Origin of the sequence: Janibacter sp. A1S7 (genome assembly GCF_037198315.1) — a bacterium.
Lineage (GTDB): Bacteria > Actinomycetota > Actinomycetes > Actinomycetales > Dermatophilaceae > Janibacter > Janibacter alittae.
In genome coordinates this window covers 1740402-1754825 of the sequence record NZ_CP144913.1, presented here as the reverse complement: position 1 = coordinate 1754825, position 14424 = coordinate 1740402, and the positions used below count along the sequence as shown (strand labels likewise).

Sequence of the window (14424 nt, the reverse complement as noted above, 5' to 3'; positions counted from 1 at the left end):
AGTGATGACTTGGCAGTTCCACTCCACCGCAGGAGGTCCTTCCGCGCCACTGATCAGATCAGCGGATCGCAATCACTCAACCAACGTCCCGGGTCAGTACATCTAGCCTGCTCCCGTGCCGATCACCATCACCGACCCCGGGGACGAGCGCCTGCGTGACTTCGTCGGCCTCACCGACGTCAGGATGCGCCGTCTCCTCGAACCTGCCGGGGGGCTCTACCTCGCCGAGAGCGAGAAGGTCATCCGCCGCGCCCTCGCCACCGGGCACGAGCCGCGCGCCTTCCTCATGGGGGAGCGGTGGTTGAGCGACCTGGCCGACGTCGTCGAGGAGGCCGAGGCGAAGGCCGTGCCGGTGTACACCGGCACGGCGGAGGTCATCGAGGGGATCACCGGGTACAACCTGCACCGCGGGGCGCTGGCGTCGATGCACCGGCCGCAGCTCCCTTCGCTCGCCGAGGTGCTCGACGGTGCCCGTCGCGTCCTCGTGATCGAGGACGCCGTCGACCACACCAACGTCGGTGCGGTCTTCCGCTCGGCCGCGGCACTGGGCACCGATGCCGTCCTCGTGACGCCGCGGTGCGCCGACCCGCTCTACCGACGGGCGATCCGGGTCTCGATGGGCACGGTCTTCCAGGTCCCGTGGACGCGGATCGAGACCTGGCCCGGCGGGATCGAGGACCTGCGCGCAGCAGGCTTCACTGTCGCGGCGCTCGCGCTGGCGCCCGGCGCGATCGGGCTCGACGAGCTCTCGGCCGATCCACCCGATCGCTTGGCGCTCGTCCTGGGCACCGAGGGGGATGGGCTGGCCCGTCGCACCCTCGGTCGGGTCGACCTGACCGTGACCATCCCGATGACCGGGGTCGTCGACTCGCTGAACGTCGCGGCCGCGGGGGCCGTGGCCGCGTGGGAGCTGCGGGTGCGCTGACCCGCAGGCCCTGCCTCAGGACTGGTAGGTCCCGGTGATGACGGCACGGCCGAGCGTGTGACCGAGATAGGTGAAGGCCGCGACCGTGCAGCTGACGCTGCCGTCGATGCCCAGGCCACCCGGCTCGACGTCCAGGGCGTGCACCGCGAAGACATAGCGGTGGACCATGTCGCCCTCCGGTGGGGCGGCCCCGCCGAAGTCCCGCGTGCCGTTGTCCGTCGTGGTCATGAAGGCGCCCTCGGGGAGGTTCGCACCACCCTCGCCGCCGGCATCCGCCGGGAGCGAGGTCGTGGCCGCGGGCAGGTCGACCACGGTCCAGTGCCAGAAGCCGGCCGGTGTCGGGGCGTCCGGGTCGAAGCACGACACGGCGAAGCTCTTGGTGCCCTCCGGGGCACCCGACCACGACAGGTGGGGGCTGCGGTTGCCGCCCGAGGCGACTTGGGCGTCCGGGAGGGTCCCGCCGTCGGAGAAGTCCTCGCTGGTGACGTCGAAGGAGGCCGTGGCCGGGAGCATCTCGTAGGGGTCTGGTGCGGTCGGTCGCGTGAAGTCCATGCTCCCGAGCCTAGGAGGTTCCCGCGAGTCGGTCGAGGAGATGCTGCGTCCGCCCGGTCTCCCGTCCCGGATTTCATCGCCGGCGGGTCGCCGTGTAAAGTTTCACGTCGTTGCCCCGGTGGCCCCCGCCGCCGGTCAGCACCACTCGTCCGGGTGGCGGAATTGGCAGACGCGCTAGCTTGAGGTGCTAGTGCCCGTATTAGGGCATGGGGGTTCAAGTCCCCCCTCGGACACACACGAACGAGACCCCCGGTTCGCCGGGGGTCTCGTTCGTATGCGGGTGGAGCCCGCCGGCACCAGGTGGCTCAGACGCTCCCGACGGTGGCGGCCCCGTGACGGGCCAGCCGGTCGACCCAGGCACGGGCGTGGAGTCTGGCTCGCGTGTCCAGCAGCTCCTGGTGGGTGCGCACGGCCCGCCAGGAGCTGCCCTCCGGCAGGACGACGAAGTGGCTGAGGCTGATCGTCGTCGAGGAGTCGATCCACTCCTTGAGCTCCATCGCCCCACCGCTGTCCAGCGTGCCGACGCCCGGGTGCGGATCCCGCCACGTCAGGGTCCAGGGACGGTCGTGACCGGTGACGGTCACCTCGTGCCCGGTCGGCAGCGTCAGCGGATGGCCGTGCTCGGCGCCGTCGAGTCCGGCGCCGGTCGCGATGTCGATGAGGTACCAGGTGCGTTCGCAGGACAGCGACGCGGTCAGCCGCGTCTCGGAGGTCAGCCGCACGGGGGTACGGGTCGGCTCGGGCTCTGCGGCGCGGCGTCGACGACGGCGAAGGGGGCGTGACCACATGCTGCAAATAGTGCACCTCTCGTGCGGGACGGCCAAGGGGTCGGGGCGCCTCGCTGCGGACCTGTGACCCTCTTTGGCATCCTTCGTCCATGCACTCCGACGAGATCACCTTCACCGGGACAGGGGGTGAGGCCCTCGCCGGCACCCTCGATCGTCCGGACAAGGAACCCGAGGGCTACGCCCTGGTGGCCCACTGCTTCACCGGGGGACGCAACCACCACGCCACCCGACGGATCGCGCGGGAGCTGTGCGAGCGGGGTCTGGCGGTGCTGCGCTTCGACTTCACCGGCCTGGGGGACTCCGGTGGCCGCTTCGCGGAGTCCACCTTCTCCTCCAACGTCGCGGACATCGTCCGCGCCGCCGACTGGATGCGCTCCGAGCACGGTGCCCCGCAACTGCTCGTGGGCCATTCTCTCGGCGGGGCTGCCGTGATCCCGGCTGCTCCTCGGATCCCAGAGGTGGCCGCCGTGGCCACGATCGGGGCGCCGTCCGACCCCGCCCACGTGACCCACCTCTTCGAGGAGGTCCTCGACGAGGTCGAGCGCGACGGTCGTGCCGATGTCGTCCTGGGGGGCCGGCACCTGAAGGTATCCCAGGCCTTCGTCGACGACCTGCAGGCCTTCGATCCCATGGGTGCGGCCGCGGGCCTCGAGCGGCCGCTGCTGGTCATGCACTCGCCGCAGGACGAGGTCGTGGAGTTGGACAACGCCCGGGACATCTTCCGCTCGGCCCGACACCCGAAGTCCTTCATCGCCCTCGACGGTGCCGACCACCTGCTGCGACGTGCCGTCGACTCCCGCCGGGTCGCCCAGTTGGTCGCCGCGTGGGCGGATCCCTACCTGCCCGAGACCTTCACGCCCGGGATCGACTGACGCCGACCGCGACGCCGGGCGCCGCACCAACTAGCCTTCGGGCATGAGCGAGATTCCCCCGCAAGCGGGAGGTGCCCCCACGGCGCCCGAGCAGGAGGTCGTGGACATCTGCCGCGAGCTGCTGCGGATCGACACGAGCAACTACGGCCCCGGCCAGGACGGACCCGGCGAGCGGGAGGCCGCTGACTACGTCGTCGGCCTGCTGCGCGAGGTCGGGCTGGAGCCGCAGGTCTTCGAGTCGCGGGAGCGTCGCACCACGGTCGCCGTGCGCGTCGCCGGCGCCGACCGCGATCGGGGCGCCCTGTGCATCCACGGGCACCTCGACGTCGTCCCGGCCCACGCCGAGGACTGGACGCATCCCCCCTTCGCAGCAGTGGAGGCGGACGGCTGCCTCTGGGGCCGCGGCGCGGTGGACATGAAGGACATGGTCGCGATGATGCTCGCCAACGTCCGTCACCTCGCACGTACCGGCACCGTCCCGCCGAGGGACCTGCTCTTCGTCTTCTTCGCCGACGAGGAGGCCGGGGGAGTGCTCGGCAGCCAGTTCATGGTCCGGGAGCACCCCGAGGTCTTCGAGGGCGTCACCGAGGCGATCAGCGAGGTCGGTGGATACAGCGTGACCGTCGAGGACGCGAAGGGGGATCCCCGCCGGGCCTACCTGCTCCAGACCGCGGAGAAGGGCATCGCCTGGCTCCACCTGCGGGCCAGGGGAACCGCCGGCCACGGCTCGGTCCCCACGAGTGACAACCCGATCGTCCACCTCGCGGAGGCCATCGCCCGCATCGATGCGCACAAGTGGCCGCGCGAGTTCATCGCGTCGGTGCGCGGGCTGCTCGACGGGTTGTCCGAGGTCACCGGGGTGGGCTACAGCGACGAGGACGCAGAGGAGCTGCTGGAGCGGATCGGGCCTGCCGCCGGCTTCGTGCGCGGCGCCCTGCAGGACACCGCCAACATCACGATGCTCGATGCCGGGTACAAGCACAACGTCATCCCGCAGGACGCCACGGCCGCTCTCGACTGCCGCTTCCTGCCTGGCCACCAGGACGACCTGATGGCAACGATCAGGGAGCTCGCCGGCGAGCACGTCGACGTCGAGGTCGGCCACTTGGACACCTCCCTCGAGTCGCCCTTCGAGGGCGCCCTGGTCGAGCGGATGACATCCGCGCTGCTTGCCGAGGACCCCGGGGCGGCGATCCTGCCGTACTGCCTCTCCGGTGGGACCGACAACAAGGCCCTGTCGACGATCGGCGTGACCGGCTACGGCTTCGCACCGTTGCGCCTGCCCGCGGACCTGGACTTCGCGCCGATGTTCCACGGCGTCGACGAGCGGGTGCCGCTGGAGTCGCTCGAGTTCGGCGCGAAGGTGCTCCGGCGCCTCGTCGAGGACTGCTGAGGCGTCAGCGGACCCTCACGGGCAGGTGGTCCGGTCGCGGGACGCGGATGATCTTGCGGCGCAACCACGCCTTCTCGACGCCACCGAGGTAGACCACCGTGCGGTGCAGTTCCCAGTGGCCGTACTCGGCGTGGTCGGCCAGCTCCTGACGGATCGCGGCGCGTGCGGCGCCCCGTGGGAAGACGACTGTGCGGAACTCGTACTCGGGCATCGGCACCATTGTGGCCCAATGGCGGTAGCGTCGTCCCCATGAGCGACCCGCGCCCCGCCCTGAACCAGCTGATCGCCGCCCTCGAGCGACACCTCGAGGCCTCGTCCCAGCGCCGCGGCGAGGACGACCCCACCGTCGTCGCGGCCTACGAGGACCTCGCCGACGCCTTCGAGGCCTACGACGATGCCCTCCACGACGCCACGGGGGAGATGACACCGTTGGTCGTCGTGGACGAGCAGTTCATGGTCGACGAGGACTCCGACGACGATGACGACTCGGACGAGTACGACGACGATGATGAGGACCAGTCCTACGGCGGGCTCGATGACGAGGACTACGACGAGGACGACACCTCCCGCTGATCGGCGCGCTGGCGCAGGGTCAGGATCCAGACCGCTCCGAGTGCGGCGATGGCGCTCCCTGCGGCGAAGGCCCACGGGATGCCCCACCCCGACGCCACCAGGCCGAGGGCGATCGGCCCGATGCCCAACCCGAGGTCGATGGCGGCGGTCGCTGTTGCGGAAGCGACACCGCGCTCCGACGGCGTCGCCGTCGCAAAGATCGCCGAGAAGAACGCGGGGGTACTGAATGCCACTCCCACGGCCATCACGACGATCCCCGCGAGCAGTCCCAGTGGGTGACGCACTGCTGCGGCCATCATCAGCCCGAGCGCGATCGCTCCCAGGGACGAAGCACCGAGCGTGAGTGGTGGCACCCGGTCCGGGACCCGGGCCAGGAGCGTCCGGCACAGCACGACGACGCCGCCGAAGACGAACAGCGCGATGCTGGCGTTCTCGAGCCCCAGACTCGTGGCGTACAGCGACACGAACGCGATGAAGCCACCCATCGCGGCCAGCGAGGCGAGGAAGCCGAGGGCGACCGCGAGCGCAGGCCGGTGGATGAAGCCGGGCGCCACCTCCTCCGGTGCCGCCGCTACGCGGGTTTCGCCGACGAGAGAGGCGACCGCGGCGGCCAGAGCGGTGATCCCGGCCGCACCGACCCAGACCGTGGTGAACCCACCTGCGCGCACCAGGGCTTCGGCGAGCACCGGTCCCAGGGCCATGCCGAGGTAGAGCCCCAGTGAGTTGTACGACAGTGCTTCACCCATTCGTTCCGGTGGCGCGAGGTCCGCCAGGGCCGCGAACCCGGCGACGACGAAGGCCGCTTCCCCGAGACCGGCCAGCAGTCGAACCACCAGGACCAGCGCCAGGCTGTCCGTGAGGGGGAGCAGGCCGAAGCACGCCGTCGCCACCATCGCCCCGCCGAGGAGCAGTGGCCGCCGCCCCACCGTGTCGGTCAACCGACCGGCGACCGGTCTCAGCGCCAGTGCCGAGATGGCGAAGATCCCCACGGCCAGGCCGGCACCGACCTCGTCGCCGGCCAAGTGCGGCCCGGTCACGTAGAGCGGCAGGGCGAACACGGCCATGCCCGCAGCCGTGAAGTAGCCCAACTCGGAGACGGACAGGGCGATGAATCCCCTGGTGAAGAGCGGTGTGGCCATCGGCCGCCCTCCTCGAGCCATGACGCGCCGATCCCTTGCCTCCAGCATCCCACGCGGGTAGGCGTCAGGGACCACCCGTGGGCCGGTGCTGCGCCGACCGGCTCACAGCCACCCGGACCGCTTGAACGATCGGTAGAGCACGGTGCAGGCCGAGACCATCAGCAGCAGGACCAACGGGTAGCCGTAGTAGATCTGGCGACCCCCGACGCCCACGCTGGCGTCCAGCTCGGGCATGTGCTGGAAGTTCATCCCGTAGATGCCGGCGATCATCGTCGGCAGGACCGCCATGGCCGCCCACGCCGAGATCTTGCGCATGTCCTGGTTCTGCTGCACACCGACCTGAGCCAGGTGGGCGTTGAGGACGTCCGTGAGCAGCCGGTCCTGTGACTCGGTGTTGTCGATGACGAGCGACAGGTGGTCGTTCACGTCACGAAAGAGCAGGCGCAACTCCTCCCCGGGGACCGGGGTCGCGGATCCGACGAGCAGCGTGAGCGGTCGCTGCAGGGGGAGTGCGGCCCGCTTGAACTCCAGGACCTCGCGCTTGAGGGTGTAGATCTCCTCGCTGCCCACCTGCTCCTCCTGCGAGAAGACACGGGACTCGATGTCCTCGAGATCCCTCTGCAGCTCGTCCTCGATCGCCAGGTAGCTGTCGACGACGAGGTCGATGATCGCGTGGAAGACGCCCCAGGGGCCGCGTTCCAGGGCGTCGGGGGCGTCCTCGAGACGACTGCGCAGACCGGCGAGGGGAGTGGCCGCCCCCCGTCGGATCGTCACGATGTAGTTCTCCCCGAGGAAGAGCATCAGCTCGCCGGACTCGACATCGGACGTCGACTCGACGTAGCGCAGCGGGCGCAGGACGACGAAGTGCCCGTCGCCGTAGCGCTCGATCTTGGGCCGTTGGTCCCCGGTGACCGAGTCCTCGATGGCCAGCGGGTGCAGGCGCAGCCCGTCGGAGACCGCGGCGAAGGTCTCGGTCGAGGGGTCCTTCATCCCGATCCACAGGAAGTCCCCGGAGCGCTCCGCGCGAATGGCCGCGAGCTCCTCACCGATGTCGGCGCAGGGCAGGCGCCGACCGTCGCGGTAACGGGCCTGGTCGACGATCACCCGAGCATCCTCGCAGGTGCCGCGCCTAGGGTGGCGTACGTGGCGTACTGCATCCTCATCCGACACGGCCGCTCGACGGCCAACACCCAGGGCGTGCTCGCCGGCTGGCTGCCGGGCATCGGTCTCGATGACACGGGCCGCGATCAGGCCGCGGCCCTCGTGGACCGACTGGCGGGGACCCCCTTCGTCCACCTCGCGTCCAGCCCGTTGCAGCGGTGCCTGGAGACGACCGAGCCGCTGGCAGCGGCCCACGGGCTGACGGTGGAGGTGCACGAGGGGATCGGTGAGTGCCGGTACGGCGCCTGGACCGGCCGGCCGATCAAGGAGCTCGCCGAGGAGCCCCTCTGGCGTGATGTGCAGGACCGACCGAGCGAGGCGACCTTCCCGAGCAGCGACGACTACCCCGGCGAGTCGATCGCGCAGATGTCACAGCGCGCCGTCGCGGCCGTCGCGGAGATCGATGCGGCGGTCACCGCCGAGCACGGACCGCATGCGGTGTGGGGCGCCTTCAGCCACGGCGACATCATCAAGTCCGTGCTCGCGCACGCTGTGGGCACACCCCTGGACCAGTTCCAGCGTCTGCACGTCGACCCCGCGTCGATGTCCGTCATCCACTTCACGGACACGCGACCCATGCTCCTGCGCACCAACGACACCGGCACCTCCACGCTGCAGCCGGCGATCCCGAAGGACGCGTCGAGCGCGGGCGACGCCACGGTCGGGGGCGGCACCGGGCTAGGGTCGCAGTCATGAGCCTCGTCGAGTTCAACCCGCCGGATCGCTTCATCGTGGGCACGGTGGGTCCGCCCGGGCAACGGACCTTCTTCCTCCAGGCCAGCGACGGCGAGCGTCGGGTGCAGCTGGCCCTGGAGAAGGTGCACGCCCAGGTGCTCGCGGAGCGCGTCGGCGAGCTGCTCGACCAGGTCGCCGGGCTCGAGGCCACCATCGCAGCCGCCGCCGCGGCAGCGGACAACGCGCCTCTCGACACGCCCATCGAGGAGGACTTCCGGGTCAGTGCCCTCGCCCTGTCGTGGGACGAGGACCGGCACGTCGTCATCATCGAGGCGCACGACCAGGATCCCGATGAGGTCGAGGACGGCTCGGTCGTCAACACGCTGCGCGCGTCGCTCTCGCCGGCACAGGCGCGGGCCTTCGCCCGGCGGTGCGAGACCGTGGTGCGCGCCGGCCGTCCGGCCTGCCCCTTCTGCGGTGGCCCGGTCGACGCCGACGGCCACATCTGCCCCCGCGCCAATGGGTACAAGCGCTGACCGCGATGGGTCGGGACCACGCGCTCGACGACGGTGATCTCGTCGTCCTCGGACGTCACCCGTCGGCGAGCAACATCGTGACGGTCGCGGAGATCCGTCGCGACGACCTCGCGCCGGTGACGGTCGCGTACAAGCCGATCGCGGGGGAGCGGCCCCTCTGGGACTTCCCCGACGGCTCCCTCGCCGCGCGGGAGGTGGCCGCAGCGCGGATCGATGCGCTCGGTGGCTTCGATCTCGTCCCGGAAACCCTGCTGCGCGACGGACCGCTCGGTCCCGGATCGGTGCAGCGGTGGATCGGCCGGGCGAGCGTGCAGACGCCCAGCCCCGTCGTGGTGACGCCGCTGGAGACGGTGCCCGAGGGCAACCTCGTCGTGCTCGCCGGTGAGGACGACGGGGGTGCTCCCGTCGTCCTCTCCCACCCCGATCTCCCGCGACTACGGTCGATGGCCGTGCTCGACGCGGTGCTGAACAACTCCGACCGCAAGGGCGGGCACATCCTCGTGCAGGGCGATCGGCTGTGGGGGATCGACCACGGGGTGAGCCTGCACGCCGAGCCGAAACTGCGCACGGTGCTGTGGGGCTGGGCGGGGGATGTACTGACCGAGGAGGACGCCCATCGCCTGCAGCGGCTGGCCACAGCGCTGGAGGAGGATGCGGTCGAATCGGAGCTGCTCGCCCTGATCACCTCCGAGGAGCTGACGGCGTTGCGGCGGCGCACGAAGGACCTTCTGGCAGCCGGGAGCCATCCGCAGCCCTCGCCCGGGTGGCCCGCGATCCCGTGGCCACCGTTGTGACCACCACCTCGTAGGCTGTCCCGCGTGAGAGCCTGGCCGTCCCCCCACCTTCCCCTGGTCCCCGGTGACCCCGTCCCCCTTCGCCTCCACGACGTGGCGCGCCGACGCGTCGAACCGGTGGAACCGCAGGGCGGCGCGACCCTCTATGTCTGTGGCGTGACCCCGTACGACACGACGCACATGGGCCACGCGGCGACCTACGTGACCTTCGACCTGGTCAACCGCGCCCTGCGCGACGGCAACCGTGAGGTCACCTACGTGCAGAACGTCACCGACGTCGACGACCCCCTCTTCGAGCGCGCCGAGCGCGACGGGATCGACTGGCGGGACCTCGGGCAGGAGCAGATCGCCCTCTTCCTCGAGGACATGACCGCTCTCGACGTCATCGCGCCGGACCACTTCATGGGTGTCATCGAGTCGATGCCGACGATCATCGAGACGGTGCTGGCTCTCGTCGACCGCGGCGTGACCTACGAGGTCGTCGAGGACGGCATCCGCGACACCTACCTCGACCTCGCGGCGGCCGGTGGCCTCGGGGAACTGAGCCACCTCGACCGCGACACGATGCTCGCCTTCTCCGCGGAGCGTGGTGGCGACCCCGAGCGCGTCGGCAAGCGGGACCCGCTCGATCCGATGCTCTGGCGCGGCGAACGAGCCGGCGAGCCCGCGTGGGAGGGCGGAGCGCTCGGCCCCGGGCGACCCGGCTGGCACATCGAGTGCACGGCGATCGCCATGGAGCATCTCGGGGAGCGGATCGACGTCCAGGGCGGCGGTACCGACCTCGTCTTCCCGCACCACGAGATGTCGGTCATCCAGGCCGAGGCGATCACCGGCCACCGTCCCTTCGCCACGCACACGGCCCACCAGGCGATGGTGGCCTACGACGGCGAGAAGATGAGCAAGTCCAAGGGCAACCTCGTACGCGTCTCGACCCTGCGCGAGGACGGTGTCGACTCCCGGGCCATCCGACTGGCGCTGCTGGACCGCCACTACCGCACCGAGTGGGAGTGGACCGACGAGCTGCTGGCCGCCGCGCAGGCGCGCCTTGAGCGGTGGCGCTCGGCCATGTCGACCGACGGGGGACCCGACTCCGCGGCGACGATCGCTGCCGTGCGGGCCGCCCTCGCGGACGACCTGGACACGCCGAGCGCCCTTGTCGCGGTCGACACGTGGTGCGCGCAGTCCCTCGGCTCCGGGGGCGATGTCACCAGCGCGCCCGGGGACCTCGCCCGGGCGGTGGACGCGCTACTGGGCGTGCGTCTGTGATCCAGCCGGGGTTCGGCGCTCAGCCGGGGCCGTTGGTGTCCTCGCCACGCCGACGCAGGTAGCGCTCGAACTCCTTGGCGATCGCGTCCCCGCTGGCCTCCGGCAGCTCGGAGGTGTCCTGGGCGCTCTCCAGCGCGGAGACGTACTCGGCGATGTCCTCGTCGCTCGTGGCGAGCTCGTCGACGCCCCGCTCCCACGCGCGCGACTCCTCCTCGAGCTCGCCGTGCTCGATGACCGTGTCGAGCAGGTCCTCCAGCTGCCCGATCAGGGCCAGACTCGCCTTGGGGCAGGGGACCTGGGCGGCATAGTGCGGGACGGCGGCCCACGAGGAGATCGAGACCATCTCGGCCTGGTGAGCACCGTCGGCGACGACCCCGGTGATGCCCGTCGGGCCCTCGTACTGCGAGGGTTCGAGCTCGAACCGGTACGAGGTCATCTCGTCGGGGCTGGAGGAGGAGACCGGGATGGGTCGCGTGTGCGCGACATCGGCCAGGAGCGAACCCAGGCAGATGACCGTCCCGACGCCGTGGGTGACTCCCAGGTCGAGCAGCTCGGTGGTGAAGGCCCGCCAGCGGAAAGAGGGCTCTGCGCCGGTGACGAGCAGGACGTCGCGACCGAGGCTGTCGGGGGAGGCGAGCAGGACGCGGGTGGTGTCCCAGTGGATACCGCGTCCGTGGCCCTGGTTGGTGAGTCGGGGCCGGGTGACCTGGAAGTCGTAGTAGTCCTCGGGGTCGATCGCGGCCACGGTCTCGGCGCCCCACAGCTCGATGAGGTGCTCGATGACCCGTGTGGCGGCCTCGCCGGCGTCGTTCCACCCCTCGAAGGCGAGGATCATCACCGGGTCATGGAGCTCAGGCACGTCCTCGATCTCGATCACGTTCCCCAGCCTACGACGCCGGAGGTTGCCGCCGTGGGCTCCTGGCGACGGGCCGGCACGAGGACGGGGGCACGTGGGCCAGCGGCGACGAGCTCGTCATCTTCGCGAGCCCGGGGCAGCGCAGCCACCGCATGCCCGACAGGGTGATGGACGAACTGGGGTCAGGACCACGCCCATTCCGGGCGTGATCCCAAGCCCACCCGAATCGGGTGATGCTTGGCGAGGAACGCGAACACTAGATTCGCGTCCATGACAGAAGTGTTGACCGTGATCACCCAGGTGGGGATCCTGAGTTTCGTGGTGGCCGGGATGCTCGGGATGGGTCTGAGCCTGAGCCTGCGGGAGATCACCGCACCACTGAGCGACTCACGGCTCGTGGTGGGGGCGCTCGTCGCGAACTTCATCGTGGTTCCGGCGGCGGCCATCGCGATCGGCCGCCTACTGCCGATGGGGGACGCGACCAGCACCGCCGTGATCCTCGTCGGCTGCTGCGCCGGGGCCCCCTTCCTGCCGACTCTGGCGAAGCTCTCTCACGGAAGCCAGCCGCTGGCGGTCGGAACGATGGTGCTGCTGATGGTCGTGACGGTCGCCTTCGCGCCACTCGTCGTCCCCCTCGCGGTTGACGGCGCGCAGGTCTCGGCCCGGGACATCGCCCAGTCCTTGATCCTGTTCATGCTCGTTCCGCTGGCGGTGGGACTCCTGGTCCGGGCTCGCTACCCGCACGCTGCGGATGCCGTGGTCGCCGGGTGCAACCAGGCTTCGACGGTCGGCCTCTCCGTGGGAATCGTCTCCGCGCTCCTGGTGACGTGGCGCGAGGTCTTTGCGTCGGTCGGGTCGTGGGTGTTCATCGGCACCGTGCTGATCATCGTGGTGGGACTCGCCGCCGGATGGGTTGGTGGACTGGGACACGAGAGCGGGGACCGGATGGTGCTGGGTCTCGCGGCTGCCCAGCGCAACATCTCCGCCGCACTGGTGATCGCTGCGTCCCTCGGGGGTGACGTGGTCGTCCAGACCCTGGTCGCTGCCCTGACCCTTCCGATCGTGCTGATCCTGATGGCCAGCGAGATCGGTAAGCGCAACGAACCAGCAAGGGGCTGACGAAGGTGTCACTGGACCTGGCCGTCTCCTTTCGAGGTTACCGACGCGCGTGGTTGCGGCCGGACCTGATCGCCGGACTGACGGTGTGGGCCGTGCTCGTTCCCGAGTCCCTCGCCTACGCCACGATCGCCGGGGTGGATCCGGTCGTCGGTTTGTACGCGGCCGTTCCCTCACTGGTGCTGTACGCCCTCATCGGTTCGTCGAGACACCTGGTGGTGGCACCGATGTCAGCTACCGCGGCCCTCTCCGCCGGAGTGATCGCCACGGTCGCGCCGTCAGGGGACCACGGTGCCTATCTTGCGTTGTCGACCGCTCTGGCCCTGGCGACGGGCATCGCCGCGGTGGTGGCCGGGGCCCTGCGGCTGGGCTTTCTCGCAGGTTTCATCAGCGAACCGGTGCTCAAGGGTTTCATCATCGGCTTGGCGCTGACCATCATCGTCGGACAACTGCCCTCGCTGTTCGGCGTGGACAAGGGGTCGGGCAACTTCTTCGAGAAGTTGTGGGACCTGGTCCGGCACCTCGGCGACACCGAACCGCTGGCCCTGGCGGTCGGTGCAGTGAGCCTGGTGACCCTGCTGCTCCTGCGCCGGTTCCTGCCGCTGGTGCCCGGTTCGCTCCTGGTGGCGATGGCCGGAATCGGTGTGGTGGCGATGTTCGGCCTGGACGATCATGGGCTCGAGATCGTGGGACACATCGACTCGGGCCTGCCGCAACTCGGCCTGCCCGCCATCACGGCATCGGACGTCTCGGCCCTCTTGGCCGGCGGGGTCGGGGTCATGCTGGTTGGGTTCTCCGAGGGGCTGGGTGCGGCCAAGACCTATGCCGCGAAGGCCGGCTACGACATCGACCCGAACCGAGAACTGCTTGGCTTGGGCGTCGCCAACCTGGGAACCGGTATGGCGTCCGGCATGGTGGTCAACGGAAGCTTGTCCAAGACGGCGGTCAACGGAGCCGCAGGAGCCAAGTCCCAGCTGTCCACAGTGACCACGGCGGTGCTGACGCTGCTGACTCTGCTGTTCCTGACCGGACTCTTCGAGAACCTGCCCGAAGCGTGTCTCGCGGCCATCGTCATCGCGGCGGTCATCGAACTGGTGGACGTGGCCTCCCTGCGTCGGTTGTGGCGATTCCGGGCAGGTTCGGTGGCGAAGACGTACTCGCTCACGGCGCGCGCCGACTTCTCTGCGGCTGTTGCCACGGTCGCGGGAGTTCTGGTGTTCGACACCCTGCCGGGGTTGGCCATCGGTATCGCCGTCTCGTTGGTCCTGCTGCTCGCGCGTACGTCGGATCCGCACCTGGCGCAGCTGGCTCCGACCGACACCGCGCAGCATGCCCCGTGGGTCGACATCAGCCGGAATCCGGACTTCGCCGCGCCCCCGGGCGTGTTGGTGATTCGCGTCGAGGGGCCACTCGTCTTCGCCAATGCCGACCATGTCCGCAGCGCCGTGCGGGAGCTGGCTCGTGACCACGATGCCCTCGACCTCGTGGTGCTCGACGGTCGAACGACTCCCTCCATCGACATCACCGCTGCTGAGATGCTCGCGCAACTGAGGACGGACCTGCGTCGGATGGGTGCGGATCTCGCGCTTGCCGCGAACATCGGGCAGGTACGAGACGTGCTGGCGAAGGCCGATCCGGAGGGTGCAGAGCCCCGGATGTTCCCCTCGATCGACGCCGCGATCGCCTCGCGCGCATCGCCTGATCGAGACCGTGAATGAGCCTGATTTCACCTATAACGGGTGATGAGGGGATTCCACCTCCTCATGCAGGCTGGGGTC

General features: G+C 70.1%; 16 protein-coding genes and 1 tRNA gene. 11 read left to right on the top strand and 6 right to left on the bottom strand.

Going from position 1 to position 14424, the window contains the following annotated elements; all coding sequences use genetic code 11:
- Positions 1-115 precede the first annotated feature (115 nt).
- The gene (locus V1351_RS08385; protein WP_338747708.1) at positions 116-925 is read left to right on the top strand and encodes a TrmH family RNA methyltransferase; all 810 of its coding nucleotides are present in this window, start codon (positions 116-118) and stop codon (positions 923-925) included.
- A 15-nt stretch (positions 926-940) separates the two neighbouring features.
- On the opposite strand, the gene V1351_RS08380 is transcribed toward V1351_RS08385, so the two are convergent.
- Positions 941-1477 (bottom strand): YbhB/YbcL family Raf kinase inhibitor-like protein, encoded by a 537-nt coding sequence (locus V1351_RS08380; RefSeq protein WP_338747707.1) that lies wholly within the window; start codon positions 1475-1477, stop codon positions 941-943.
- A gap of 147 nt (positions 1478-1624) precedes the next feature.
- Here V1351_RS08380 and V1351_RS08375 point away from each other — a divergent pair.
- Positions 1625-1710 (top strand) — tRNA-Leu (locus V1351_RS08375).
- A 72-nt stretch (positions 1711-1782) separates the two neighbouring features.
- On the opposite strand, the gene V1351_RS08370 is transcribed toward V1351_RS08375, so the two are convergent.
- Positions 1783-2265, bottom strand: a complete 483-nt coding sequence (locus V1351_RS08370; RefSeq protein ID WP_338747706.1) for a hypothetical protein — start codon at positions 2263-2265, stop codon at positions 1783-1785.
- A gap of 89 nt (positions 2266-2354) precedes the next feature.
- On the opposite strand from V1351_RS08370, the gene V1351_RS08365 reads away from it, so the two are divergent.
- Complete coding sequence (locus tag V1351_RS08365; protein WP_338747705.1) at positions 2355-3137, top strand: alpha/beta hydrolase family protein; 783 nt, start codon at positions 2355-2357, stop codon at positions 3135-3137.
- Between the two features lie 43 nt (positions 3138-3180).
- Entirely contained in the window at positions 3181-4530 is a 1350-nt protein-coding gene (locus V1351_RS08360) for a M20/M25/M40 family metallo-hydrolase (protein ID WP_338747704.1), read from the top strand.
- A 4-nt stretch (positions 4531-4534) separates the two neighbouring features.
- Here the strand turns inward: V1351_RS08360 and V1351_RS08355 are convergent, their stop codons facing one another.
- The gene (locus V1351_RS08355; RefSeq protein WP_338747703.1) at positions 4535-4741 is read right to left on the bottom strand and encodes a DUF5703 family protein; all 207 of its coding nucleotides are present in this window, start codon (positions 4739-4741) and stop codon (positions 4535-4537) included.
- 38 nt (positions 4742-4779) lie between these two features.
- On the opposite strand from V1351_RS08355, the gene V1351_RS08350 reads away from it, so the two are divergent.
- A complete protein-coding gene (locus V1351_RS08350) occupies positions 4780-5103 on the top strand; it encodes a primosomal protein (RefSeq protein WP_338747702.1) in 324 nt (107 codons plus the stop codon).
- Here the strand turns inward: V1351_RS08350 and V1351_RS08345 are convergent.
- Together V1351_RS08345 and V1351_RS08340 are read right to left on the bottom strand one after the other, a co-directional pair.
- On the bottom strand, positions 5076-6242 hold the full coding sequence (locus V1351_RS08345) for an MFS transporter (RefSeq protein WP_338747701.1): 1167 nt from the start codon (positions 6240-6242) through the stop codon (positions 5076-5078). The genes V1351_RS08350 and V1351_RS08345 overlap by 28 nt on opposite strands.
- Before the next feature lie 102 nt (positions 6243-6344).
- The gene (locus V1351_RS08340) at positions 6345-7346 is read right to left on the bottom strand and encodes a magnesium and cobalt transport protein CorA (protein WP_338747700.1); all 1002 of its coding nucleotides are present in this window, start codon (positions 7344-7346) and stop codon (positions 6345-6347) included.
- 39 nt (positions 7347-7385) lie between these two features.
- Here V1351_RS08340 and V1351_RS08335 point away from each other — a divergent pair, with 39 nt between their 5' ends.
- From V1351_RS08335 to mshC, 4 genes are read left to right on the top strand one after another with little or no spacing between them, the layout of a single operon-like run.
- Entirely contained in the window at positions 7386-8099 is a 714-nt protein-coding gene (locus V1351_RS08335; RefSeq protein WP_338747699.1) for an MSMEG_4193 family putative phosphomutase, read from the top strand.
- Positions 8096-8614, top strand: a complete 519-nt coding sequence (locus V1351_RS08330) for a DUF3090 domain-containing protein (RefSeq protein WP_338747698.1) — start codon at positions 8096-8098, stop codon at positions 8612-8614. The genes V1351_RS08335 and V1351_RS08330 overlap by 4 nt, the downstream gene beginning before the upstream one ends.
- A gap of 5 nt (positions 8615-8619) precedes the next feature.
- Positions 8620-9408, top strand: coding sequence for an SCO1664 family protein (locus tag V1351_RS08325; RefSeq protein WP_338747697.1), 789 nt, complete (start codon positions 8620-8622; stop codon positions 9406-9408).
- 24 nt (positions 9409-9432) lie between these two features.
- Positions 9433-10674 carry a cysteine--1-D-myo-inosityl 2-amino-2-deoxy-alpha-D-glucopyranoside ligase gene (gene mshC, locus V1351_RS08320; RefSeq protein WP_338747696.1) on the top strand — a complete coding sequence of 414 codons (1242 nt, stop codon included), beginning with the start codon at positions 9433-9435 and terminating at the stop codon, positions 10672-10674.
- 19 nt (positions 10675-10693) lie between these two features.
- Here mshC and V1351_RS08315 read toward each other — a convergent pair whose 3' ends face one another.
- Entirely contained in the window at positions 10694-11551 is an 858-nt protein-coding gene (locus V1351_RS08315; protein WP_338747695.1) for a PAC2 family protein, read from the bottom strand.
- Positions 11552-11800: 249 nt separating this feature from the next.
- Here V1351_RS08315 and V1351_RS08310 point away from each other — a divergent pair, with 249 nt between their 5' ends.
- A complete protein-coding gene (locus tag V1351_RS08310) occupies positions 11801-12649 on the top strand; it encodes a bile acid:sodium symporter family protein (protein WP_338747694.1) in 849 nt (282 codons plus the stop codon).
- A 5-nt stretch (positions 12650-12654) separates the two neighbouring features.
- Positions 12655-14364, top strand: coding sequence for a SulP family inorganic anion transporter (locus V1351_RS08305; RefSeq protein WP_338747693.1), 1710 nt, complete (start codon positions 12655-12657; stop codon positions 14362-14364).
- Positions 14365-14424: the final 60 nt, after the last annotated feature.

Bases quoted from the DNA above. Each gene is read 5' to 3' on its own strand.
- V1351_RS08380 (WP_338747707.1), bottom strand. From the start codon at position 1,477: ATGGACTTCACGCGACCGACCGCACCAGACCCCTACGAGATGCTCCCG.
- V1351_RS08370 (WP_338747706.1), bottom strand. From the start codon at position 2,265: ATGTGGTCACGCCCCCTTCGCCGTCGTCGACGCCGCGCCGCAGAGCCC.
- V1351_RS08365 (WP_338747705.1), top strand. From the start codon at position 2,355: ATGCACTCCGACGAGATCACCTTCACCGGGACAGGGGGTGAGGCCCTC.
- V1351_RS08360 (WP_338747704.1), top strand. From the start codon at position 3,181: ATGAGCGAGATTCCCCCGCAAGCGGGAGGTGCCCCCACGGCGCCCGAG.
- V1351_RS08355 (WP_338747703.1), bottom strand. From the start codon at position 4,741: ATGCCCGAGTACGAGTTCCGCACAGTCGTCTTCCCACGGGGCGCCGCA.
- V1351_RS08350 (WP_338747702.1), top strand. From the start codon at position 4,780: ATGAGCGACCCGCGCCCCGCCCTGAACCAGCTGATCGCCGCCCTCGAG.
- V1351_RS08345 (WP_338747701.1), bottom strand. From the start codon at position 6,242: ATGGCCACACCGCTCTTCACCAGGGGATTCATCGCCCTGTCCGTCTCC.
- V1351_RS08330 (WP_338747698.1), top strand. From the start codon at position 8,096: ATGAGCCTCGTCGAGTTCAACCCGCCGGATCGCTTCATCGTGGGCACG.
- V1351_RS08325 (WP_338747697.1), top strand. From the start codon at position 8,620: ATGGGTCGGGACCACGCGCTCGACGACGGTGATCTCGTCGTCCTCGGA.
- V1351_RS08310 (WP_338747694.1), top strand. From the start codon at position 11,801: ATGACAGAAGTGTTGACCGTGATCACCCAGGTGGGGATCCTGAGTTTC.